Here is a 22943-nt window from a genome sequence, read left to right on the forward strand (position 1 = left end):
GTCCTGAATGCGGCGCCCCAAGCGGCGCCGCATTCAACGCGACGGAGTGCGAGGTCCGGCTCCGATCACAGGCGGTCTGGAAGTAGGCGATTTTGCCCACGGACCGTGCTACACAAAAATTCTCACCTTCCCCCAACTCTCTTTCCGGGAGCGACATAATATGTCCAAAGACCAACCCGATATCGACCCCATCGAAAGCCAGGAATGGCAAGATGCGGTTGCAGACGTCATTGAGCGCGACGGATCCAACCGCGCGCATTTCCTTTTGGACAAGGCAGTGCAACAGGCGCGGGCGGCAGGGGCAAATCTGCCGTTTTCCGCGACGACACCCTATCAAAACACCATACCCACCGATGATCAGGCCGACTTTCCGGGCGATCTGGAGATGGAATGGCGCATCCGCACGATCAACCGCTGGAACGCCATGGCCACGGTCGTGCGTCGCAACAAGGAATCGAGCGAGTACGGCGGACACATCGCCTCCTTCGCGTCCTCTGCGGTGATGTATGACATCGGGTTGAACCACTTCTGGCGCTCAAAGTCCGCAATTCACGGCGGCGATCTGGTGTTCTTCCAAGGCCATGTGATTCCCGGCATCTACGCGCGGTCCTTCATGGAGGGGCGAATTTCGGAAGCTCAGCTGGAAGACTTCCGCTCCGAGGTATCCGGCGGCGGCCTGTCGTCGTACCCGCACCCCTGGCTGATGCCGGATTACTGGCAGTTCCCGACGGTCTCCATGGGCCTCGGCCCGCTGATGGCGATCTATCAGGCGCGGTTCATGAAATACATGCACAACCGGGGCCACATCGACATGGCCGACCGCAAGGTCTGGTGCTTCCTGGGCGATGGAGAGATGGACGAGCCGGAAAGCCGGGGCGCGATTGACCTGGCCGCACGCGAAAAACTCGACAACCTGATCTTTGTGGTCAACTGCAACCTGCAACGGCTCGACGGGCCCGTGCGCGGCAACTCCAAGATCGTGCAAGAGCTGGAGGGCGACTTCCGCGGCGCGGGCTGGAACGTGATCAAGCTGCTCTGGGGCAAGGGCTGGGACGCGCTTTTGGAGAAAGACGTTTCTGGCCGTTTGCGTCAGTTGATGGATGAAACCGTCGACGGCGACTACCAGACGTTCAAATCCAAGGACGGTGCCTACATCCGCAAGCACTTCTTCGGCAAATACCCCGAAACGGCGGCTCTGGTCGAGGATTGGACCGATGACCAGATCTGGGCGCTGAGGCGCGGCGGACACGACCCCGAGAAGGTCTATACCGCCTTCAAACGCGCCACGGACACCAAGGATCAGCCCACGTGTCTGCTGGTCAAGACGGTCAAGGGCTACGGCATGGGCTCGGGTGGCGAGGGGATGAACACCTCGCACCAGCAAAAGAAGCTGGCCGAAGATCAGCTGCGCGACTTCAGGGACCGTTTCGACATTCCCGTGAAGGACGAAGACCTTGCCAACGCGCCTTTCGTGACGCTGAACAACGCGCAAAAGTCCTATCTGGCAGACCGCCGCAAGGCATTGGGGGGCGAGTTCCCCAAGCGCGAATGGCGCGATGTGCCAGCCCTCGAAGTGCCCGAGTTGGACGCCTTCAAGGCGCAGCTCAAAGGCACCGGAGACCGTGAGATTTCCACCACCATGGCCTTCGTGCGCATCCTGACCACGCTTCTGCGCGATAAGAAAATTGGCAAGAACATCGTGCCGATTGTCCCGGACGAAAGCCGCACCTTCGGGATGGAGGGGCTGTTCCGCTCGGTGGGTATCTACAACCCGCTGGGGCAGAATTACACGCCCGAGGATGCCGATCAGATGATGTTCTACAAGGAATCGACCGATGGTCAGGTTCTACAGGAAGGCATCAACGAGGCCGGCGCCATGGCCGATTGGATCGCGGCGGCAACGTCCTATTCCAACCACGGCGTGCCCATGATCCCGTTCTACATCTACTACTCGATGTTCGGGTTCCAACGCATCGGCGATCTCGCTTGGGCCGCAGGCGACAGCCGCGCGCGGGGCTTCATGTTGGGCGGCACCGCAGGGCGCACCACCTTGAACGGCGAGGGATTGCAGCACGAGGACGGCCACAGCCATATCCTTGCGGGCACGATCCCCAACTGCATCAGCTACGACCCGACCTTCCAGTTCGAAGTGGCGGTGATCGTGCAGCACGGCATCAAGCGGATGTATGGCGACCAGGAGGACGTCTACTTCTACCTGACCCTGATGAACGAGAACTACGCCCACCCCGACATGCCCATGGGCGTTGAGGAGGATATCATCCGCGGCCTCTACCGCCTGCACGCCACCAAGAAGCCGGGCAAGAAGCACGTCAATTTGATGGGCTCTGGCACGATCCTGGTGCAGGCGATGAAGGCAGCAGAGATGCTGAAGGAGGACTTCGGCGTCACCTCTGACATCTGGTCGGCGACCAGCTTCAACGAGCTGGCCCGCGACGGGCAGGATGCAGAGCGTCACAACCGCCTCAACCCGTTGGCCGAAGAGCGTGTTCCTTTCATCACCAAGCAACTTGAGAACGCCAAGGGCCCGGTGATTGCGGCCACGGACTACATGAAGAACTACGCCGAGCAGGTGCGGGCCTTCGTGCCACAGCGCTTCACGGTGCTGGGGACTGACGGCTTCGGACGCTCGGACAGTCGCGCCAACCTGCGCCGGTTCTTCGAGGTGGACGCCGCCCATATCGCGGCAGCCGCCATGGTGGACCTGCACCGGGACGGGGCCGTCACCAAGGCGGACCTCCAGAAGGCTCTCAAGAAATACGACATCGACGGCGGCAAGCCGAACCCACGGCTGGTGTAAACCGCTGAAGAAAGGACTGAAGAACATGGCAAATGACGTCAAAGTACCCGACATCGGCGATTTCAACGATGTGCCCGTGGTCACCATTCTGGTGGCCGTCGGTGACACGATTGATCTGGAAGACCCGCTGATCGAGATCGAAAGCGACAAGGCCACGATGGAGGTGCCATCGCCCGCCGCTGGCGTGGTGAAGGAAATCCACGTGTCCGAGGGGGACAAGGTCTCTCAAGGGTCACTGATCCTGTCTGTGGAAGGCGATGGGGCAGGGGCCGCGCCTGCGGCTGAGGCAGCTCCGGCTGCCGATGCACCCGCTGCGGCTCCCGCTCCTGCGGCGGCGCCTGCCGCTGCTCCGGCCCCCGCGCCGGCTGCCGTGACGGATAGCGGTTTCGGCAAGGTCCACGCGTCGCCGTCCGTGCGCGCCTTCGCGCGGCAGTTGGACATTGATCTGGCCAAGGTGAACGGCACGGGCCGCAAGGGCCGCATCCTGCGCGAGGATGTCACGGCGCACCTCAAGGCCAGCGCCGCGCCGGCTGCGGCGGGCGGTGGGGCCAGCGGCGGCATGGGTATCCCGCCCATACCCGTTGTCGACTTCTCCAAATTCGGCCCCGTCGAAGATGTGGAGATGCCCCGGATCAAGAAGCTGTCCGGCCCCGCGCTGCACCGCTCCTGGCTGAACATCCCGCATGTCACCCACAACGAGGAAGCCGACATCACCGACCTCGACGGCTACCGCCGCGAGTTGGACACCCAGGCCAAGCAAGACGGCTACCGCGTCACGCTTCTGTCCTTTGTCATCAAGGCCAGTGTCTCGGCCCTCAAGCAGCACTGGGAGGTCAATTCCTCCGTCCACCCGGACGGCGACAAGCTGATCAAGAAGGATTTCTACAACATCGGTTTTGCCGCAGATACGCCCAACGGCCTGATGGTTCCCGTCATCCGTGATGCGGACCGCAAGGGCATAATCGAGATCTCGAAGGAGCTTGGCGATCTGTCCGCCAAGGCCCGCGACGGCAAGCTGAAGGGCGATGAGATGTCCGGCGCGACCTTCACGATCTCGTCTCTGGGCGGTATCGGCGGCACCTCGTTCACTCCCATCGTGAACGCGCCCGAAGTGGCTATCCTGGGCCTCACGCGCTCCAAGATGGCGCCTGTGTGGGACGGCGAGGCGTTCGTGCCCCGCAACATGCAGCCTCTGTCGCTCAGCTACGATCACCGCGCCATCGACGGCGCATTGGCGGCGCGCTTCTGCGCGACCCTCAAACATTTGCTCGGCGATGTACGCCGGCTGATGCTGTAAGGGGGGGCTGAGACATGGAAGTCAAAGTACCCGATATTGGTGATTTCAACGACGTCCCCGTGGTCACGATCCTTGTGGAAGTGGGCGACACGATTGCGCCGGAAGATCCGCTGATCGAGATCGAAAGCGACAAGGCCACAATGGAGGTGCCCTCGCCCTCGGGCGGCGTGGTCAAAGAGATCAAGGTGGCCGAGGGGGACAAGGTCTCTCAAGGCTCGCTGATCTTGCTGCTGGAAGGGGCGGAGGCGGCGCAAGCCCCCACGGATGCTCCGGCTAAGGAGGCTCCGGCGACAGCACCGTCTGCAGTGGCAGCCACCGGTACGGCCAGCGGGCAGGGCGACCTGCACGCGGAGGTCGTCGTTCTGGGCTCTGGCCCCGGCGGCTACACGGCGGCATTTCGTGCGGCCGATCTGGGCAAGAGCGTGATCCTGATCGAGAAATACGACAACCTTGGCGGCGTCTGCCTGAACGTGGGCTGCATCCCCTCCAAGGCGCTGCTGCATGCGGCCAAGGTGATCACCGAGGCCGAGGAGATGGCCGATCACGGCGTCAAGTTCAGCAAGCCGAAGATCGACATCGACGCCCTGCGCGACTGGAAAAGCAGCGTTGTCAACCAGTTGACGGGCGGCTTGGGCGGCCTTGCCAAGGCGCGCAAGGTCAAGACGGTGACGGGTTTCGGCAAGTTCACGGGCCCCAACATGATCGCCGTGGAGAACGACGGCACCACCACGACCGTCAGCTTCGATCAATGCATCATCGCGGCGGGATCGGAACCAGTGAAGATGCCGTTCATCCCCCACGACGACCCGCGTGTCATCGACTCTACGGGCGCGCTGGAGCTGACCCAGATTCCCAAGCGTTTGCTGGTGCTTGGCGGCGGGATCATCGGGCTTGAGATGGGCTGCGTGTATGATGCGCTCGGCTCCAAGGTCACGGTCGTCGAGTTCATGGACCAAATCATTCCGGGCTGTGACAAAGACATCGTGAAGCCGCTGCAAAAACGCATCGAAGGTCGGTACGAGGCGGTTTTGACCAAGACCAAAGTGACTGCTGTGGAGGCCCAGAAAAAGGGTCTGAAGGTAACAATGGAAGGCCCCGATGGCGAAAAGTCGGACACCTTCGACATGGTCCTCGTCTCTGTCGGTCGCCGCCCCAACGGCGCGTTGATTGACGCCGAAAAGGCGGGCGTCGCCGTGGATGAGCGCGGCTTCATTGCCGTCGACAGCCAGCAACGCACGGGACAATCGCACATCTTCGCCATTGGCGATGTGGTCGGCCAGCCGATGCTGGCCCACAAGGCCGTTCACGAAGGCAAGGTCGCGGCAGAGGTCTGCGCGGGACACAAGCGCCACTTCGACGCCAAGGTCATCCCCTCCGTCGCCTACACCGATCCGGAGGTCGCTTGGGTCGGCGTGACCGAGACGGAGGCCAAGGCCAAGGGCCTCAAGGTCGCCAAAGGCGTGTTCCCCTGGGCCGCGTCGGGCCGCTCGCTGTCTTTGGGACGATCCGAGGGCATCACCAAGCTGATCTTCGACCCCAGCGATGACCGCGTCATCGGCGCAGGCATCGTTGGCCCCAACGCGGGCGATCTGATCGCCGAAGTAGCACTCGCCATCGAGATGGGCGCTGACGCCGTGGATCTGGGTCACACGATCCACCCGCACCCGACACTCAGCGAAACGGTCAACTTCGCCGCCGAGATGTTTGAGGGCGCGATCACCGACCTGATGCCGCCGAAAAAGAAGAAGTGAAACGCAATCCGGCGGGCGGGAAATGCCCCGTCCGCCGGAATTAGCCTTATTTCAGCGATTTAGGGGCACGCCCCGCTGGCGAAATGTGCGGCACCCGTCGCACCTCAGCTGTCGGCCTCCACCAACCCGGAGGCTAGAAATCCACCTCGATGGCGATGCCTTTTTCTACGGCCAGATCAACGACCGCCGCCGCCACGGCAAGGTCCTGCAGGCCCACGCCCGTGCCGTCGAACAGCGTAATCTCATCCGCCGAGGTGCGGCCCGCGTGCGTGCCATTGATGACGGCGCCGATCTGATGAACGTCCGCCTCGGTCAACACGCCCTCTGCAATCGCATGCTGCGCCTCTCCGATGGAAATCGACTGCGCCACCTCGTCGGTGAACACCGTGGCACGGGTCAACAGCGCGGTCTCGACCTCCTGCTTGCCCTTCGTGTCGGTACCCATGCAGGCGATATGCGTGCCGGGTGACACATGATCCGCCATCAGCGACGGTGCAAAGGCCGAGGTGATGGAGATAATGACATCCGCCGCCACCATGCCGGGCAGATCGACGGCCTCGAACGGCAGGCCTGCTTCTTCAGCCACGGCGGCGATGTTAGGCAGCATCTCGGGGTGGTAATTCCAGCCGATGACCTTCTCGAACTGGCGTTGCTCCAACGCGGCGCGCAGTTGGAAGGTCGCCTGATGGCCCGCGCCGATCATGCCGATGACCTTCGCGTCGTCCCGCGCCAGATGCTTGATCGAAACAGACGAAGCCGCCGCCGTTCGCAGCGCCGTCAACAGGTTGCCGCCCACCATGGCCTTCGCCTTGCCGGTATCCGGATCAAACAGGAACACGGTGGATTGGTGGTTGATCAACTCCCGCTTCTCAAGGTTGTGGGGCCAGTAGCCACCCGCCTTGAGCCCCAGGGTCAGCCCCGCCCGATCGAACCCGCCCTTGAAACCGTATAGCGCGTCCTCGTGACCGATAGCCTCACGAACCACGGGGAAGTTGTAGGCATCGCCTGCCGCCATGGCCGCAAAAACCTTTTCCACGGCGCTGAACGCGGCGTCCCGCGTCATGAGGTCGGCGATGTAGCGTTCAGGAACGATAATCATGGGGCTATCCTTGAGATGAGTTATTTGAGTGCGCGCCCCGCAGGACGGAGCGCGCAAATTTCATGCGTTCGCGTGCATACCCGTGGGTTGGCCACCGCACGCGAACGACTTGGCTCGGCCTCCCGCCGGGCCCCCGCGTCTCAGGATCAGTAGGCTTTGCCGCGTGCCGACACGGGCCAGACCGTTTCGACCTTGCCGTTGCGCACGCCGACGTACCAATCGTGAACGTTGGCGGTGGGGTCGCAATGACCCGGCACCAGACGCAACTTGTCGTTGACCTTCAGAACGCCATCGGGATCCGCAACCACGCCATGCTCATCCGAGCATTTGATGTATTCGACATCGCTGCGGCCATAGATGAACGGCAGGCCGCTGTCGATGGATTGCGCTTTAAGCCCTGCGTCCACGATCGCCTTGTCGGCCTTGGCGTGGGACATGACCGAGGTCAGCAGGAACATCGCGTTCTTCCATTCGCCGTCGTCGATGCGGTTGCCGTCCTTGTCGAGGATACGACCGTAATCGGCGTCCATGAACGCGTAGGAGCCGCACTGCAACTCGTTGTAAACGCCCGAGTTGCTTTCGAAGTAGTACGATCCCGTGCCGCCACCCGAGACCAGATCACACTCGATCCCCTCGGCCTTCAAGCCGTCGATGCCCTCTTGTACCTGCGCAATTGCGGCGTCGAGCTTGGCCTGACGGTCGTCAAAGCTGTCCATGTGCTGCATCGCGCCCTGATAGGCTTGGATGCCACGGAACGTCAGGTTCCCGGCGTCGCGCACAGCCTTGCCGATTTCCACGACAGCCTCGGTCGTGGTCACGCCACAACGGCCCGCACCGCAATCGATCTCGACGAAGACACCAAGGTTGGTGCCGTGCTTGGCGGCGGCGGCGTCCAGATCGGCCACATTCGCCACGTCATCGACACAGACGATGACTTCGCCCCCGCTGACCTTTGGCATCCGGGCCAGACGGTCGATCTTTGCGGCGTCACGGACCTGGTTGGAGACGAGGATTTCCTTGATCCCGGCGCGGGCAAAGACCTCGGCCTCGGAGACCTTCTGGCAGCACACGCCAACGGCACCGCCAAGTTCCATCTGCAGCTTCAGCACATCGACGGACTTGTGCATCTTGCCGTGGGCGCGGTGGCGCATCCCGTGGGCCTTGGCGTAATCGCCCATCTTCTTGATGTTGTATTCCAGCGCGTCGAGGTCCAGCACAAGACACGGCGTCTGAATGTCAGCCTCGTCCATGCCGGGCAGGGCAGGGACGTCAAAGCCGACTTCCAGTTCGTCTATATTCACTTGCTTGTTCATGGGATTAGCTCCGTTCAGAGGGTCCAGGGAAGGCGGTCAAGATCGACATTGCCGCCTGTTATGATGATGCCGACGCGCTTGCCCTTGAAGGCTTGCGCGTTCTTGAGGATGCAGGCCAGCGGCACGGCGGAGGAGGGCTCCATCACGATGCGCAGGTGCTTCCATGTCAGTTTCATCGCGTCGATGATCTCTTGCTCGGACGCGGTGTAAATCTCGGATACATGATTGCTGACGAAATACCACGTGCGCTCTTTCAGCGGCACCAGCAAGCCGTCGGCGATGGTCTTGGGCGCGTCGTCGGCAATGATGTGCCCCGCCTTGAAGCTGCGGTAGGCGTCGTCGGCCTGCTCTGGCTCTGCCGCGATGACCTGACATTCAGGGGCCAGCGTCGCCAACGTCAGGCACGTGCCCGAGATCATGCCGCCGCCGCCGATGGGGGCCACAACCATGTCCATGCCGTCGGTCTGCTCGAAAAACTCCTTGGAGCAGGTGCCTTGCCCCGCAATCACGCGCGGATCGTTGTAGGGGTGGACGAAGTCGCCACCCGTCTCGGCCTCGACGCGGGCGAAGGTTTCTTCGCGCGAAGTCGTCGACGGCTCACACTCCGTGATCACCCCGCCATAGCGGCGCACGGTGTCTTTCTTGGCCTGCGGCGCGGTCTTCGGCATCACCACGTTGCACGGAATGCCCCGCAACATAGCGGCATAGGACAGGCAAGAGGCGTGGTTGCCGGAGGAATGCGTCGCCACGCCCTTCGCGGCCTGTTCGTCAGACAACCCGAAGACCGCATTGGTGGCCCCGCGCACCTTGAAGGCGCCCGGTTCCTGAAAGTTCTCGCACTTGAAGTACAGGTCGGCGCCGGTCAGCTCGTTGAGATAATGGGACACGCGCACAGGGGGGCGGCGGATGTGCGGTTTGATCCGTTCATGCGCTGCCAGCATGTCTTCGTAGGTGGGAATATACATCTGCAAATCCTTCATCACGCAGCCATCAGGGCCGAAGCGGCAGGGTTGGAGCGGTAGTATTCCTGCGCCGCGGCAACGCCCGATCCAAGCCGAACGTCAAGGCCAAGATCGGCCATCACCATCTCGGCCGTGGCGATGCCGGACAGGGCCAGCACGTCCGTCAGACTGCCCAGATGACCGATGCGGAAGACTTTGCCCGCAACCTCGCCAAGCCCGACACCAAACGCCACGCCGTATTTGTCAGCTGCATGGGTAACTATCTCGGTGGCGTTGAACCCCTCGGGCGTCCGTATCGCACTGACGGTATCAGAGTAGACGTCGGGCGAGGAGGCACAAAGCTCCAGCCCCCAAGCAGAAACAGCCTGACGCACACCTTCCGCAATGCGGTGATGACGGGCAAAGACGTTCTCCAACCCCTCTTCCAGAAGCATGTCCGTCGCCAGTTTCAACCCGTTCATCAGGCCTACGGGCGGCGTGTAGGGGAAGGCGTTGGCAGCATAGCCCTTGGCCATGTCATTGATGTCAAAGAAGGTGCGCGGCAGCTTGGCGTCCCGCGCCGCATCAATCGCATTCTGGGAGAAGCCCACGATCGCCAGACCGGCAGGCAACATGAACCCCTTCTGTGATCCGGTGACGGCAACGTCCACGCCCCATTCGTCGAAGCGGAAGTCCATCGACGCGATGGAGCTGACGCCATCCACGAACAGCAAGGCAGGGTGGCCGGCGGCGTCCAGCGCGGCGCGCACGGCGGCGATGTCAGACTTCACGCCGGTTGCTGTTTCGTTGTGGGTGGCGAGCACGACCTTGATCTTGTGGTTGCTGTCGGCCTTGAGGATCTCCGTGTAGCGATCGGCTGGCAGGCCATCGCCCCAAGTCGTCTCCACGATCTGCACGTCCAGTTGATGGCGTTGGCACATGTCGATCCAGCGGTGGCTGAACATCCCGTTGCGCGCCGCCAGAACCTTGTCACCGGGAGACAGCGTGTTGGTCAGCGCCGTTTCCCAGCCGCCGGTGCCGGTGGAAGGGAAGATGAAGATATGCGCCGAATTCGACTTGAGGATCGTGCGAACGTTCTCGAGGCAGGGATGCAGGATCTTGCCGAACATGGGCGAGCGGTGGTCGATCGTAGGCATGTAGCAGGCTTGGCGGATCGCCTCGGGCATATTGGTGGGGCCGGGGATAAAGACAGGGTTTTGCATGCTCATGACGCTCTCCTAATGCGATTTCAGGAGACCTTAATACAACGAGAGTCCAATGGTAATTTTTGCAGATTTCGGGCCTGATGGTGAAGGGTGTTTGATTTAACCATTAAAATCAGCAAGTTGAATTTTTCATAATGTAAAATCATTTTTCACATTCAAACAACGCATCTTATGAATTTCCCGAACAATCAACATCGGTTGTTCGTGCAGGCCGCATATTCCCGGCCCAAGTTGCGCCTTGGTCCGTGATGGCCCGATGCCGACTGCGGCTTCCCAAATGCAAAATCCCCCACGTGGTCAAAGCACGCGGGGGAACCTGTATTCATCAGCCGCTGTTCGCGACGGCGTCTAGGAAGCGGCAATTCCGGTGTGCGCAGGACGCAGCGCCATGTGGCGGTTCACATCCTTGTAGAGCAGGTAGCGGAACGGACCGGGCCCACCGGCATAGCAGGCTTGCGGGCAGAACGCGCGCAGCCACATGTAATCACCGGCCTCAACCTCCACCCAATCCTGGTTCAGGCGGTAGACGGCTTTACCTTCCAGCACATACAGCCCGTGCTCCATCACGTGAGTTTCCGCAAAGGGAATGACTGCGCCGGGTTGGAACGTCACGATGGTCACGTGCATGTCATGGCGCAGGTCTGACGGATCGACAAAGCGGGTCGTGGCCCATTTGCCTTCGGTATGGGGCATGATGCCGGGCTCTACATCATCTTCATGCCGGACGATGACGTCCGGGTGGGGCAGGCCGTCGACGGGCTCGTAAGCCTTTCGGATCCAGTGGAAGCGCACCGGCGCATCGCTGTCGTTCTTGAAGGACCAATCGGTCTGCGGTGGCAGGAAGACATAGCTTCCGGGGCGCAGGGCGTGGGTTGTGCCCTCAACCGTGATGTCTGCGGTGCCATCGACGACAAACAGCACGCCTTCCGCACCGGGATCGGTTTCGGGCCGATCAGATCCGCCGCCGGGGCTGACTTCCATGATGTATTGCGAGAACGTCTCGGCAAAACCGCTGAGCGGACGCGACAGGACCCAAAGGCGCGTATTCTCCCAGAATGGCAGGAAGCTGGTCACGATATCCTGCATCGTTCCCTTTGGGATCACGGCATAGGCGTCGGTGAATACAGCACGATCGGTGAGCAGTTGTTCCTGCGGCGGATGCCCCCCCGTGGGCGCGAAATAGCGAGACGTCATGACAACTCCGTTGGTGACAGCTTTTAAGGGATACTAGGCCCCATACCACGGTGCGGACTATTGCGATCTAGGGAAAGGCACCTTTTGCAAAAACCATAAAATGGGCGCGTTTAGATGCATGAACGCGAAACCGGTGCCGTGCCTGCCCTACGCGTTCAAAGCGCTGTCAAATCGGGCCGCGACACGATACCGAGGCGCCGCCCGAGGGCGACGTGCTGTGCCAAGATCTGTCAAGTGGCGCGATCCTCCGTCAGACCGACATCATTGATGTCCGGCCCCGTTGCGCCACCGCCGCGCTGATTTATCCATCCCACGACTTGGCCAAGGATACCTTGGGCGTCGCCCAATGGGCCAAGCTTCGGGTGGAAGCGCGGGGGCCGAGCAGTGTGTTCAGGTCAAGCAAAGTGATCCGCGCAGTGGCCACCCCGTCCATCGGACCTTCCAACACCTTTAACCCCGCCAAATCTACGACAGTTTGGTCGGGCGGGGTACCTTTCCGGGGACAGCGGAGCGCGCCAATCTGGGCGCCGCTCAGCCGTTGGCTATTCCCACTCGATTGTGCCCGGAGGCTTTGATGTGATGTCATAGGTGACGCGGTTGATCCCCGGTACCTCGTTGATAATGCGCGTCGCGGTTTCTCCCAGAAACTCATGGCTGAAGGGGAAGTAATCGGCGGTCATCCCGTCCACCGAAGTCACGGCCCGCAAGGCGCAGGCGTAATCGTAGGTGCGACCATCGCCCATGACACCAACGGTGCGCACAGGCAGGATCGCGACGAAGGCCTGCCAGATCTCATCATAAAGCCCGTGCTTGCGGATTTGGTCGATATAGACCGCATCGGCCTGGCGCAGGATATCAAGCTTGGCGCGGGTAATCTCTCCGGGACAGCGGATCGCAAGGCCGGGGCCGGGGAAGGGGTGGCGGGCGATGAAATGCGCCGGAAGCCCCAATTCGTGACCCAAGGCGCGGACTTCATCCTTGAACAGCTCTCGCAGAGGTTCGACCAGCTTCAGGCCCATCTTCTCGGGCAAGCCACCGACGTTGTGGTGTGATTTGATCGTCACCGATGGGCCGCCGCTGAACGAGACGCTTTCGATCACATCGGGGTAAAGCGTGCCTTGGGCAAGGAAGGCCGCACCTTCGATCTGGTCGGCATATTTCTGGAAAACGTCGATGAACAGCTTGCCGATGATCTTGCGCTTGGTCTCGGGGTCGGAAACGCCTTCCAACTCGCCCAAGAACAGCTCTTGCTCTTCGGCGTGGATGACGTGGAGGTTCATGTGGTCGCGGAACATTTCGACCACGTCCACACCTTCATTCAGGCGCAACAAGCCGTGATCCACGAACACACAGGTCAGCTGATCGCCGATGGCCTCATGCAGCAGCGCCGCCGTGACCGAGCTGTCAACGCCGCCAGAAAGGGCACAGATCACCTTGGCGTCGCCCACCTGGGCGCGGATCGCCTCGATCGCCTGTTCGCGGTAGGCGCCCATGGTCCAATCGCCGCTGAAACCTGCAAGGCGCACGAAGTTTTCGTACAGCATTGCGCCGCGCGGGGTGTGGTGGACTTCGGGGTGGAACTGGACCGCAAAGAAGTTGCGCGATACGTCCGCCGTGATCGCATAGGGCGCATTGGGAGAGGTGCCATAAACCTCGAACCCCGGTGCCAGCTTGGCCACGTGGTCGCCGTGGGACATCCAGACCTGTTCAGACCCATCGGCGAACCAGCCCTGCAACAGCGCCAATGCGCCGGTGGGCTCCACGAAGGCACGCCCGAACTCGGCCGTGCCGCCGCCGCCGGAAATCTTCCCGCCGTGCACCTCGCCACCCAAATCCTGCATCATGACCTGTTGGCCGTAGCAAATGCCAAGGATTGGCACGCCCGCGTCATAGGCCGCTTTCGGCGGCCGAGGAGAGCCTTCGCGCGTCACTGAATCCGGCCCGCCGGAAAAGATGATCGCCTTGGGCGCGAATTCCGCGATGAAGGCGTCGTCGACGTTTTGATAAGGGTGAATCTCGCAATAAACGCTCAACTCGCGCAGGCGGCGGGCGATCAATTGCGTGACCTGCGATCCGAAGTCGATGATCAGCAGGCGTTCATGATTGGCGGGGTCTGGGACAGCGGCGTTGTTCATGGCCACGGATTAAGGCGCGTCGGGGCGGGGCGCAAGACATCGCATGTCGCATCCGCGTCCCACATGTCGCACTCCGGCGATGGAAACGTCCGAACACGGGCTAGGGAGGGATATGGAATTCACGCCGGTGGAGGATGTCATCATGGGCGACGCAGAACAAACAACAGGCAAGCGACGGGCACGGGGTGGCGGTGGCGCAGCGCGTCGGGCGTCGCGTTCGGCCGTCAGCTTCGAGACCGCACGGTTCATCGAGCGCAAGATCCCCACCCTCGATATCCTGAACGATGAGGCGCTAGAGATCATCGAGGCAAATGCCGAAACGGTTCTGGAAGAAATCGGCGTCATGTTCGTGGAAAACCCCGCAGCGCTGAAGCGTTGGCGCGAGGCGGGTGCCGATGTGCGTGGCGAACGGGTCCATATTCCCCGTGGCCTTGCGCGGCAGTTGGTGAAAACCGCGCCCTCTAAGTTCACGCAAATCGCCCGCAACCGGGCCCGTGATGTGGAAATCGGCGGCAATACGATGGTGCTGGCACCGGTCTACGGCCCGCCGTTCGTGCACGATCACGGCGGCGGACGGCGTTATGCCACCATGGCCGATTTTGAGAAGTTCGTGAAACTCGGCTATATGTCCAAGTGGCTGCACCATTCCGGCGGCACCGTTTGCGAGCCGACCGATGTGCCGGTGAACAAGCGCCATCTGGATATGCTCTATGCCCATATGTCGTTGTCCGATAAACCCTACATGGGCTCGGTCACGGAGCCGTCGCGCGCGGTCGATTCCATTGAGATGTCGAAGATCCTGTTTGGCGCCGATGTGGTCGAAAACAATTGTGTCATGACCTCGTTGATCAACATCAACTCTCCGCTGACGTTTGACGGCGTAATGATGGGCGCGTTGGAGCATTATGCCGCCGCGGGCCAGGCCTCGATCATCTCTCCGTTCATCGTGGGGGGCGCGATGGCGCCGGTCTCTGTGGCCGGAACGCTGACCCAATGTCTGGCCGAAGGGCTGGCCGGGGTTGCCTATTCACAACTGGTGCGGGCGGGGTCGCCTGCGATCATGGGGGCGATGGTAACCTCCATCGACATGAACTCCGGCGCGCCGACCTTCGGCACACCTGAGGCGTCGCAGATCACTTACGGCATGGGCCAGTTGGCCCGTCGCTTGGGCCTGCCTTACCGTTCTGCCGGGGCGTTCACCGGCGCGAAGATCCCCGATGCGCAGGCCGGCTATGAAACCGCCAACTCCCTCAATATGGGGCTGCTGTCCGGGGTGAACTTCATGCTGCATTCGTGCGGTTGGTTGGAAGGCGGCCTGTCCGCCAGCCCCGAGAAGTTCGTGCTGGATGCCGACCAATTGGGCATTTTGCACCGGATGGCCGAAGGCGTGGCGGTCGATGAGAACGCCCAGGCCATGGACGCCCTGCGCGAAGTTGGCCCCGGTGGCCACTTCCTTGGCTGCGCCCATACCCAAGCCAATTACAAGGACGCGTTCTGGCGGACCAACGTGCTGGATTACAAACCCTATGAGACGTGGGCGGAAGAGGGCAGCCGCTCTACCTATGAACTGGCCGCCGCCAAGGTCGATCAGATGCTTGGCGACTATCAGCAGCCCCATCTGGACCCAATCACCGATGAGGCGCTGCGCGCATATGTGGCCGAGAAGAAGGCCTCTATGCCTGACGCGTTCATCTAGGCCGTTCATGAAGTATCGGGCGACTTTTTCCGGGATCAATGCCGGGGTGAGTCGCCCGTTTTTGTGGCAAAGCGGCCGCATTTCGAGGTTTGGCGCCCGAATCACGATCCGCGCGACTTTTCTTAAAATTGTCTAGGATTCGCCCCTTGCGGCGGCCAGTAGGGCGCTCATCACCTGGACGTGGCGGGTGGGTGAATATCCCATGCCTCCGCCCATCCGTGCGGCATTCAGCATTTCCTCCTCTGCCAGTAGCTTTCCGACCGGTCGGCGCCTGGCTCGGCGGTGCGCATCCCCTGTAACACAAGCCAATGTGGCCGCTTTTACCAGAAGGCCGGGACGGTGCATCTGTGTCAGGTGAGTGGTCAGGTCGGTCATATCTAACGCTCCTTGGGAAGTTGATCTGATCCCAAGAATGCCCCCGGAACGGGGCGTGTTGCGCCATCGGGCAACTCTGCGTTCGGACCCTTCCCAATTGTTTACGAATTAGAAACAATTTTGCACTTATCCACAGATTTTAACGTTTCAGTAATCAATCCGGCGGAATCCTGCTGCGATACTTCTGCAACTTCAAAGGGCCCGACGGCCATGATCCCCAACGCTCACAGCGAACCAGAAAACACCATGACGATGCCGGGATGGGTGCCAGAGGCGGCATGCCAATACCTTGCACATGTGGCTGAGGGGCAATCCTTGCGGAAGATCGCACAACGGACCGGGCAGGCGCCTTCGACGATCGCTCGTCGCATTCGCCAAATGGAAGCCCGGCGTGACGACCCACTTATCGATGAAGTGTTGAGTACGCTGGCCGAAGGGCCCGGTACTCAAAGCCACCGGACAATGAACAAGGAGACGAGGCGCATGACTGCCCCAATACGGATGCCGATTGATGACGAGGCTTTGGTCACACGGGAGGCCAGGCGCATTCTTCGCCGCCTGTGCGAGACTGGCGCGATCTTGGCGGTAGCTCAGGACATGGACAAAGCCGTGGTGCTGCGCCAAGGCGCCGATGGAGATCAGACCCGCACAGCCGTGGTGGACCGCCGCGTGGCGCAGGCTTTTGCGGTGAAGGACTGGATCTCTTGCGTGCAGCAGGGCGGCAAACTGGCCCGCTACGCTATCACCGCGGTCGGGAAGACCGCCCTGAAACGCTTGTTGGAGGAAGACCGCAAGCGCCGCATGGGCACCGCCGGTTTTGCCGAGGGCGCAACCGCCTTCCAGGGCCAGCACGCCACTTGGGGCACGCGCGATGTCGCGGGGGCGCAGGGAAAACGCGAAACGATGCGGGTGAACCTGTCGGAATCGCCCTTGGCCGGGTTAGCACGCCGGAAGGGCCCCGATGGCAAACCCTTCTTGGGGCCAGAGCTGGTGCAAGCCGGAGAACGGTTGCGTGAAGAGTTCGAGCGCGCCCAGATGGGGCCCCGTGTCGGGCAGAACTGGGATCGGTTCCTTTCCGGATCGGACCGGGGCGGGTTCATGGCCGACGGCGGAATCGGAGAGGGCCCACGCGCCGCGCGCGCACGAGTATCCGATGCCCTCGATGCCCTTGGGCCCGGCCTTGGGGACGTGGTGATGCGGGTGTGTTGTTTCCTCGATGGGCTTGAGACCGCCGAGAAACGGCTTGGTTGGTCTGCACGGTCGGGAAAGGTGGTTCTGAAGATCGGTTTGCAGCGACTTTTGCAGCATTACGAATCCGTTTCAGACTTTCGGCCCGCAACGCGTGATTGAAACAACACAGGGCTTTGTGGCGAGAATAGTGCTATTTTATTGAGTATTCAAATTCTCGCCACAATCATTAACAAAGCGTTAACGCAAAACTGGCGCTCGTAATGTGCTGATCTCAAGACAAAATTCCCGTCAGTGGCGAAAAATTGCGCAGAAAATCGACTATTTGAAAGAAAATTACATTTTAGACTTGGACGGGAGGAAATCTTTGCTAACGTAATTGGTGGGGGCGCTATTAACTGAGAAGGTGCCGAAATGACTTTGAGCAGCAAAACAATTCAGACACTGGGCGTTCTTTCACTGACCGCGGGGGCTCTGTTTGCCGGAACGGCGGCAAACGCCCAACAATCCCTTTCCATGGATGAATGCCGCGAAGTGATGGAAATGAACCAAGCATTCGTTCGACGAGCGGTGCGCCAAGCCTGTGGTAGTGCTTTGGCCGCTCTGGCTGCGAACGAGACTGCTGTAACGCGCGGCACGTCTGCCGAATTCAACGCGGACGCCGATGTGAACTCCGGTGGTTCTGGCTCCGGTGGCGGTGATACGGCGTCGGGCGGCGGCGGCGGTAACGGCACAGCCCCTTTGACCATCACCGCCAGCGCCTTTCGTGACGGTCGGCTTGACCCGAGCGTGTGCCTTGGCATGACAGGGGGCGGTACGCAGACATGCTCGCTGGTGCTTATGCAAACAGCACGGGGCGCGCGCCATATGCTTCTGGGCGACGGTGGTGTGGTCCTGAACGCGGACGTCGACATCAATGGCCGCGATTTCATTGACCTGACCGTTGCAGCCAACCAGTCTGGCTTGGCCGTAGACGCCGATTTGGTCGGCCATGACCTTGTCGACGTAGGTGTAAACGGTGGCGGCAGCCACGGTGGCGGTTTGAACGTTGACGCCGATCTGGGCGGGCATGATCTGGCCGATGTTTCCGTCGGCTCCGGCTCCGATGGCGGTCTGTCTGTAGGTGCAGACGTCGGCGGCCATTCGGTTGCAGATGTAAGCGTTGGCGGAGGTTCTGGCCTGTCGATCAGCGTCGGACTTCTAAACTAAGCTCAAGGGTTTCAACGACAAAGATGCCCATTGAGATTGGGATGAGGGCGGCGCAGATTGCGCCGCCTTTTTCGTGGGACAGTGGTGGTGTCTGGCGCCTCAAACGCCTCTGTCATCGGAATCGGAATGTGGCGGAAATGTGAATTACCCGTTTGCTCCGCCGGAATTGGCTTGAGTAACAATTCATTCACTATGAATTAGTTCGTTTATTCCGAAGGCTTTACCAGTTTTCATAAGATGCATCGGATTATTCGGTTTACGTCACCGGGGCCAATTCGGGCGAATAGACGGGTCAATTAAATCATCCCTCACGATCCGCGCCAAAGAGTGTCGATCTTAGCCCAAGGAAATCCAATGAAACGCCCCATGTTTACCGCTGCCTCCATCGCGCTCACGCTTGCCGCTACGCCACTGGCCGCCCAAACGGCGATGACGCCCGCGCAATGTGAGGCCATGATGATGGCGGGCACGCAAAACTACGCCGCCTCGGCCGTGGCCGGCTGCACGCCGTATTTCCAGGCGCTGGCGCGTAACGCCACCGCGCCGGGCACCTTCGCCACGGTCATCACGCAAGGGGTAGGGGTGACCGTTTCGACGTCGGGCACGGGGGGATAGAAGTAGCTTCGCCCGGATCCAGGTTTGTGATCCGGGCATGGCGGCTGTGTCGAAATAGGGGAATTACATTCCCGGTAAAACAAGGTAATCAAAGACGTTACCGAACCGGAGGCTCCTATGCGCGACCTGAAGATTCCTGAACAACGCCACCCCGAAAAGGCGCGGCGTCCGGATAATCCTCAGCCCAAGAAGCCATCCTGGATCCGGGTGAAAGCGCCGGTCGGGGAGGGGTACAAGGCCACCGCTTCGATCATGCGCGAGCACAAGCTGACCACGGTTTGTGAAGAGGCCAGCTGCCCGAACGTGGGCGAATGCTGGTCCCAGGGTCATGCCACGATGATGATTATGGGCGAGGTCTGTACCCGCGCCTGCACCTTCTGCAACATCGCGACGGGCAAGCCGCCCGAGGCGTTGGACGTGTTTGAGCCGGGCCGTGTCGCCGATGCCGTGGCCAAGCTTGGCCTGAATCACGTGGTCATCACCTCGGTCGATCGCGATGATGTGGAAGATGGCGGGGCCGAGCATTTTGCCCAAACCATCCGCGCTATCCGCAACCGTGCGCCCGACACCACAATCGAAATTCTGACGCCGGATTTTATCAAGGCGGCGCCCGAGGTTCTTGAGATTGTCGTCGCGGCCCGCCCCGACGTCTTTAACCATAACCTCGAGACCGTGCCCGGCCTCTACCCCGAGGTCCGCCCCGGCGCCCGTTACTTCCATTCCCTGCGTCTGTTGCAGCGCGTGAAGGAACTGGACCCGAGCATTTTCACCAAGTCCGGCATCATGGTCGGCCTGGGTGAAGATCGCCAATCGGTGATGCAGGTCATGGATGACATGCGCGCCGCTGACATCGATTTCATGACCGTTGGGCAGTATCTGCAGCCGACCCCAAAACACCACGCCGTGGATCGGTTCGTGACGCCGGAAGAATTCGAAAGCTACGAGAAAGCGGCGTGGGGCAAGGGGTTCTTGATGGTTTCGGCCACGCCTCTGACCCGGTCATCCTACCACGCGGGCGATGACTTCGCGCGGCTGCGGGCTAACCGAATGGCGAAGCTGGCCTAAGTCGCCTGCGCCGCCTGCCCCGGCGGGGCGAGGGGAATGCTGTATCCATTGGGTGGCGGGAGCGATGCCGATGGAAGTGGCGCCGTCAGCGTTGAATTTTCAGGCCAATGCGTAGGCCGCCCCAATGGCAGCCATTGACTATGATGGGGGCGGAAATGTCCTTCATCATCACAAATTTGCCGCCACCCATATCGCGTCGGTACGTCTGCATCAAAAACGGAGCCGTATTGCGCCCTGCTTTCAGACCAACGCGATCGTTGAAGAAGCGGCGGTTTCGGCTATGGGCTGCGTTCCATACTTCATCATCGCCCTGGGGGGATGAGAAAATGGCGTTGTGGGTCGGCAGGTAGCCATTTTGGTCAATCGCAACGCAGAAAATCACACGAGGGTCGACGGTCAGTACCGTTTCTTGCACTGCGGGAAGCACGGCATCGGTGAATTGGGTGAAGGGGGCCATGAATTGTTCCGGCCGCGTTCCCTTGATTGGGGTGTAGGTGGCGTCAAATAGCTCAGGTGCTGTGATGTCCCCTTGGGCGATGCCGCGCTCGAACAGGGCACTGACTTCGGCGGCGCGATCCTGGACCAGCTCGATAATGGCAGCATCGGCGTTGTCAGCGCCAAGCTCGACCGCGACTTGCACCGCGCGTTCCGATATGTCGATGATTTCCTCGGCTCGGGTATTGGCGTTGTGAACCCCAAGCGCCGTACCCTTCAAGGCGGTGATCAGGCCTGCGAAGGCCGGGCCGAACTGATCCACGGCACAGGTGACCCCAACGGCATTTTCCGTAAGCTCTTGGGTGCCTTGGGTGGCGGCGGACACGTCGCGGTTGATCTGGCTTAAAGCCTTATCTACGTGGGAGGAGCCTTTTAGCACGAGATGTGCGCTTTCGGCGGTTTTCTGGGCATCGCTTCGCAGATCGCTGATGGCGGTTTGCAGCAACCGGGTGGAGCCCGATACCTCTGCCGCGGCACCGGCAGTTTCCTTGGAAAGGGCATTGATTGCTTCGGCCACGACGGCAAAGCCGCGGCCCGCGTCGCCAGCACGCGCGGCCTCAATCCGGGCATTCACCGCAAGGATATTCACCTGTTTTGCGATGGCTGCGATCTTGAAGTTCGCTTGGTTCACCGTGGCCAGTGTGCTTTCGACGGTGGATAATACCCCTTCCAGATCGCCAACCCAAGCGGCCACGTCCTTGCTTCGCTCGGCGGAGTGTTTGAGCGTATCAATCGACCCATCAAGGGTGTCCTTGGCGCGTAAATTGGCGGCAGCAACCGTCTCCAACACATCTGACATCGTGCCGATGTTGGTGGTCAGCGATGCGGCCTGAACCGCCACATCTTTTACCACATTCAACTGCGCGCCCGCGTCTTTATCAATCTGCTGCAGGTGAGCGGCCAGCGTTATGATGTTGAGCCCGGTGCGTTCCGCCAAACTGCCAAGCCTTTGCAGACCTTCACTGGATGCACGCTGTGGTACTTCGAATGAAGCATCAGGATCGTTTAAAGAGGGAACCGCCATTGGACCGCCATTGTTGAGACGGTTCAGCCCTAGCACCATGATCTTTCTGGTTGGTTAAGGCGCCGGTTGCTCCGCCTCGGGCAGAGCCAAAAGATAAGCGGCGATCGCGACGCGATCCTCAGCGCTGATCTGGGCGAGGTTCAGGATGACAGAGCGCATGTGGCCGCCGGCGCTGTCGAATTCAGGGGTAAAACCATCGGAGAGGTAGGCGGCGATCTCGTCGGCGGACCAGCGCAACTCACCCGGTGTGAGGGCCGGAATCGTGCCGCGACCGCTGGGGTTTGGCGCCCCCGTAAGCCACGCGGAGCGGTTCAGAGCCCCGATGGCGTTGCGCGGTGTGTGGCATTCGCCGCAATGGGCCAACGCCTCGGCCAGATAGCGGCCACGGGCGGCGGTGTCAGGCAAATCGGCGGTGACAGTGTAGGTGTCACGCAGGTTCAGCACGTTCCAAAGCCCCACAGCGCGGCGGATATTGAACGGGAAGCCCACGTCATGGGGCAGGGACGGGGTATCGGATGCGGGCAGGGTTTGCATAAAGGCGAACAGGTCTGCCAGATCCTGCCGCTCGGCAAGGCGGTAGGCGGTGTAGGGGAAGGCCGGGTAATAGTGCTGCCCATCGGGGCTGATCCCGTTTTGCAGGGCGGTCAGGAACTGCGACAAGCTCCAACGGCCAATGCCGTGGGTGGGGTCAGGCGAGATGTTGGGCGCTCGGAAGGTCCCGAAATCGCTGGGGAATTCCTGGCCTCCAGCCAGAACCAACCGCTCCTCCGCTGGAGCGTCCTCGCGGCTGTGACATGAAGCGCAACCGGCGGCCCAAAAGACGGCCTCTCCGGCAACCGGATCGCCGGGGGCAAGGCCGGCCACGTCGGTCTGGGTGATATAGGTGGGCCGTGTCAGGGCCCAGGCGACGCCCAATCCAAGCACCGCCAAGACGGCGCATATGCGCAAAACACGGCCCATGGTGCCCCCTGCCTAGCGCGGCTGACGATAGTCGTCATGGCAAGCGCCACAGGCCGCGCCCACGGGGCCCATACCGGCACGCATGGCATCCAACCCGTCACCGGCGACCCCGGCCAAGCCTTCCGCTGCGGTGCCAAACTGGCCCCAGATCTCCAACACACGGCTATCGTCGGCCCAAATGGCGGGCAGGGCGCGGGTGCCTTCGATGCTGTCGCTATCGGTGCCGGGAACCCAATGGAAACGTTGGTCTATCTGGCTCATGGCAAGCAGGTTGTTGGCCGCCGCCTGGGCTGTCTCCGAGTCGTAATCGGTGTTGCCTCGGGCCATTTGCCCCAGCACCCCGATGTTGAGAGACATGATCTGAAACTGACCCTGACGGGCGCTGACGGCGGGGTCGACGCCATGACCGTCGGCTTGCGCGGTCAACGCGACCGAACTAACGGCGAGGGCGATTGTCAGGGCGGCTGTGGCGGCAGTTTTTACTGGGTTCATAGCAGGGCTCCGGTTGATTGCGGACGAGGGTGACTGTCTACGCCTCAGGG

At 61.3% G+C, this 22943-nt stretch carries 18 protein-coding genes; 8 read left to right on the plus strand and 10 right to left on the minus strand.

The window, feature by feature from the left end; genetic code table 11:
- Window positions 1-160: 160 nt before the first annotated feature.
- The 3 genes from aceE to lpdA are packed head-to-tail and all read left to right on the plus strand — an operon-like array spanning window position 161 to window position 5866.
- The gene (aceE, locus tag AADW23_RS13060) at window positions 161-2818 is read left to right on the plus strand and encodes a pyruvate dehydrogenase (acetyl-transferring), homodimeric type (RefSeq protein ID WP_341861382.1); all 2658 of its coding nucleotides are present in this window, start codon (window positions 161-163) and stop codon (window positions 2816-2818) included.
- 4 nt (window positions 2819-2822) lie between these two features.
- On the plus strand, window positions 2823-4115 hold the full coding sequence (aceF, locus tag AADW23_RS13065; RefSeq protein ID WP_341864330.1) for a dihydrolipoyllysine-residue acetyltransferase: 1293 nt from the start codon (window positions 2823-2825) through the stop codon (window positions 4113-4115).
- Between the two features lie 14 nt (window positions 4116-4129).
- Window positions 4130-5866, plus strand: a complete 1737-nt coding sequence (gene lpdA / locus AADW23_RS13070; protein WP_341861383.1) for a dihydrolipoyl dehydrogenase — start codon at window positions 4130-4132, stop codon at window positions 5864-5866.
- Window positions 5867-5999: 133 nt separating this feature from the next.
- On the opposite strand, the gene bhcD is transcribed toward lpdA, so the two are convergent.
- The 6 genes from bhcD to guaA all read right to left on the minus strand — a co-directional run bounded on the left by bhcD (window position 6000) and on the right by guaA (window position 13774).
- Window positions 6000-6965: an iminosuccinate reductase BhcD gene (gene bhcD / locus AADW23_RS13075; protein WP_341861384.1), complete on the minus strand. Its 966-nt coding sequence runs from the start codon at window positions 6963-6965 to the stop codon at window positions 6000-6002.
- A 146-nt stretch (window positions 6966-7111) separates the two neighbouring features.
- A complete protein-coding gene (bhcC, locus tag AADW23_RS13080) occupies window positions 7112-8278 on the minus strand; it encodes a 3-hydroxy-D-aspartate aldolase BhcC (RefSeq protein WP_341861385.1) in 1167 nt (388 codons plus the stop codon).
- Window positions 8279-8292: 14 nt separating this feature from the next.
- Window positions 8293-9258 carry a beta-hydroxyaspartate dehydratase BhcB gene (gene bhcB / locus AADW23_RS13085; protein WP_341861386.1) on the minus strand — a complete coding sequence of 322 codons (966 nt, stop codon included), beginning with the start codon at window positions 9256-9258 and terminating at the stop codon, window positions 8293-8295.
- Window positions 9258-10448: an L-aspartate--glyoxylate aminotransferase BhcA gene (gene bhcA, locus AADW23_RS13090; protein WP_341861387.1), complete on the minus strand. Its 1191-nt coding sequence runs from the start codon at window positions 10446-10448 to the stop codon at window positions 9258-9260. The genes bhcB and bhcA overlap by 1 nt, the downstream gene beginning before the upstream one ends.
- A gap of 345 nt (window positions 10449-10793) precedes the next feature.
- Window positions 10794-11639, minus strand: a complete 846-nt coding sequence (locus AADW23_RS13095) for a bifunctional allantoicase/(S)-ureidoglycine aminohydrolase (RefSeq protein ID WP_341861388.1) — start codon at window positions 11637-11639, stop codon at window positions 10794-10796.
- Window positions 11640-12181: 542 nt separating this feature from the next.
- The gene (guaA, locus tag AADW23_RS13100; RefSeq protein ID WP_341861389.1) at window positions 12182-13774 is read right to left on the minus strand and encodes a glutamine-hydrolyzing GMP synthase; all 1593 of its coding nucleotides are present in this window, start codon (window positions 13772-13774) and stop codon (window positions 12182-12184) included.
- A 142-nt stretch (window positions 13775-13916) separates the two neighbouring features.
- Between guaA and AADW23_RS13105 the strand changes: the two genes are divergently transcribed.
- Entirely contained in the window at window positions 13917-15470 is a 1554-nt protein-coding gene (locus tag AADW23_RS13105; protein ID WP_341864331.1) for a trimethylamine methyltransferase family protein, read from the plus strand.
- A 132-nt stretch (window positions 15471-15602) separates the two neighbouring features.
- On the opposite strand, the gene AADW23_RS13110 is transcribed toward AADW23_RS13105, so the two are convergent.
- Window positions 15603-15845: a DUF6477 family protein gene (locus AADW23_RS13110; protein ID WP_341861390.1), complete on the minus strand. Its 243-nt coding sequence runs from the start codon at window positions 15843-15845 to the stop codon at window positions 15603-15605.
- A 483-nt stretch (window positions 15846-16328) separates the two neighbouring features.
- Here AADW23_RS13110 and AADW23_RS13115 point away from each other — a divergent pair, with 483 nt between their 5' ends.
- The 4 genes from AADW23_RS13115 to lipA all read left to right on the plus strand — a co-directional run bounded on the left by AADW23_RS13115 (window position 16329) and on the right by lipA (window position 19922).
- Window positions 16329-17195 (plus strand): DUF6456 domain-containing protein, encoded by an 867-nt coding sequence (locus AADW23_RS13115; protein WP_341861391.1) that lies wholly within the window; start codon window positions 16329-16331, stop codon window positions 17193-17195.
- A 252-nt stretch (window positions 17196-17447) separates the two neighbouring features.
- Complete coding sequence (locus tag AADW23_RS13120; RefSeq protein WP_341861392.1) at window positions 17448-18242, plus strand: hypothetical protein; 795 nt, start codon at window positions 17448-17450, stop codon at window positions 18240-18242.
- Between the two features lie 354 nt (window positions 18243-18596).
- Entirely contained in the window at window positions 18597-18857 is a 261-nt protein-coding gene (locus AADW23_RS13125; protein WP_341861393.1) for a hypothetical protein, read from the plus strand.
- A gap of 117 nt (window positions 18858-18974) precedes the next feature.
- Window positions 18975-19922 carry a lipoyl synthase gene (gene lipA / locus AADW23_RS13130; protein ID WP_341861394.1) on the plus strand — a complete coding sequence of 316 codons (948 nt, stop codon included), beginning with the start codon at window positions 18975-18977 and terminating at the stop codon, window positions 19920-19922.
- Window positions 19923-20007: 85 nt separating this feature from the next.
- On the opposite strand, the gene AADW23_RS13135 is transcribed toward lipA, so the two are convergent.
- The 3 genes from AADW23_RS13135 to AADW23_RS13145 all read right to left on the minus strand — a co-directional run bounded on the left by AADW23_RS13135 (window position 20008) and on the right by AADW23_RS13145 (window position 22893).
- A complete protein-coding gene (locus AADW23_RS13135) occupies window positions 20008-21354 on the minus strand; it encodes a methyl-accepting chemotaxis protein (RefSeq protein WP_341861395.1) in 1347 nt (448 codons plus the stop codon).
- 141 nt (window positions 21355-21495) lie between these two features.
- Window positions 21496-22401: a cytochrome c gene (locus AADW23_RS13140; protein ID WP_341861396.1), complete on the minus strand. Its 906-nt coding sequence runs from the start codon at window positions 22399-22401 to the stop codon at window positions 21496-21498.
- A 12-nt stretch (window positions 22402-22413) separates the two neighbouring features.
- The gene (locus AADW23_RS13145) at window positions 22414-22893 is read right to left on the minus strand and encodes a cytochrome c (RefSeq protein WP_341861397.1); all 480 of its coding nucleotides are present in this window, start codon (window positions 22891-22893) and stop codon (window positions 22414-22416) included.
- Between the last annotated feature and the right edge of the window lie 50 nt (window positions 22894-22943).

The organism is Gymnodinialimonas sp. 57CJ19 (assembly GCF_038396845.1).
Lineage (GTDB): Bacteria > Pseudomonadota > Alphaproteobacteria > Rhodobacterales > Rhodobacteraceae > Gymnodinialimonas.

Coding starts and splice junctions, on each gene's coding strand:
- aceE (WP_341861382.1), top strand. CDS start 161: ATGTCCAAAGACCAACCCGATATCGACCCCATCGAAAGCCAGGAATGG.
- lpdA (WP_341861383.1), top strand. CDS start 4,130: ATGGAAGTCAAAGTACCCGATATTGGTGATTTCAACGACGTCCCCGTG.
- bhcD (WP_341861384.1), bottom strand. CDS start 6,965: ATGATTATCGTTCCTGAACGCTACATCGCCGACCTCATGACGCGGGAC.
- bhcC (WP_341861385.1), bottom strand. CDS start 8,278: ATGAACAAGCAAGTGAATATAGACGAACTGGAAGTCGGCTTTGACGTC.
- bhcB (WP_341861386.1), bottom strand. CDS start 9,258: ATGAAGGATTTGCAGATGTATATTCCCACCTACGAAGACATGCTGGCA.
- bhcA (WP_341861387.1), bottom strand. CDS start 10,448: ATGAGCATGCAAAACCCTGTCTTTATCCCCGGCCCCACCAATATGCCC.
- AADW23_RS13095 (WP_341861388.1), bottom strand. CDS start 11,639: ATGACGTCTCGCTATTTCGCGCCCACGGGGGGGCATCCGCCGCAGGAA.
- guaA (WP_341861389.1), bottom strand. CDS start 13,774: ATGAACAACGCCGCTGTCCCAGACCCCGCCAATCATGAACGCCTGCTG.
- AADW23_RS13105 (WP_341864331.1), top strand. CDS start 13,917: ATGGGCGACGCAGAACAAACAACAGGCAAGCGACGGGCACGGGGTGGC.
- AADW23_RS13110 (WP_341861390.1), bottom strand. CDS start 15,845: ATGACCGACCTGACCACTCACCTGACACAGATGCACCGTCCCGGCCTT.
- AADW23_RS13115 (WP_341861391.1), top strand. CDS start 16,329: ATGACTGCCCCAATACGGATGCCGATTGATGACGAGGCTTTGGTCACA.
- AADW23_RS13120 (WP_341861392.1), top strand. CDS start 17,448: ATGACTTTGAGCAGCAAAACAATTCAGACACTGGGCGTTCTTTCACTG.
- AADW23_RS13125 (WP_341861393.1), top strand. CDS start 18,597: ATGAAACGCCCCATGTTTACCGCTGCCTCCATCGCGCTCACGCTTGCC.
- lipA (WP_341861394.1), top strand. CDS start 18,975: ATGCGCGACCTGAAGATTCCTGAACAACGCCACCCCGAAAAGGCGCGG.
- AADW23_RS13140 (WP_341861396.1), bottom strand. CDS start 22,401: ATGGGCCGTGTTTTGCGCATATGCGCCGTCTTGGCGGTGCTTGGATTG.
- AADW23_RS13145 (WP_341861397.1), bottom strand. CDS start 22,893: ATGAACCCAGTAAAAACTGCCGCCACAGCCGCCCTGACAATCGCCCTC.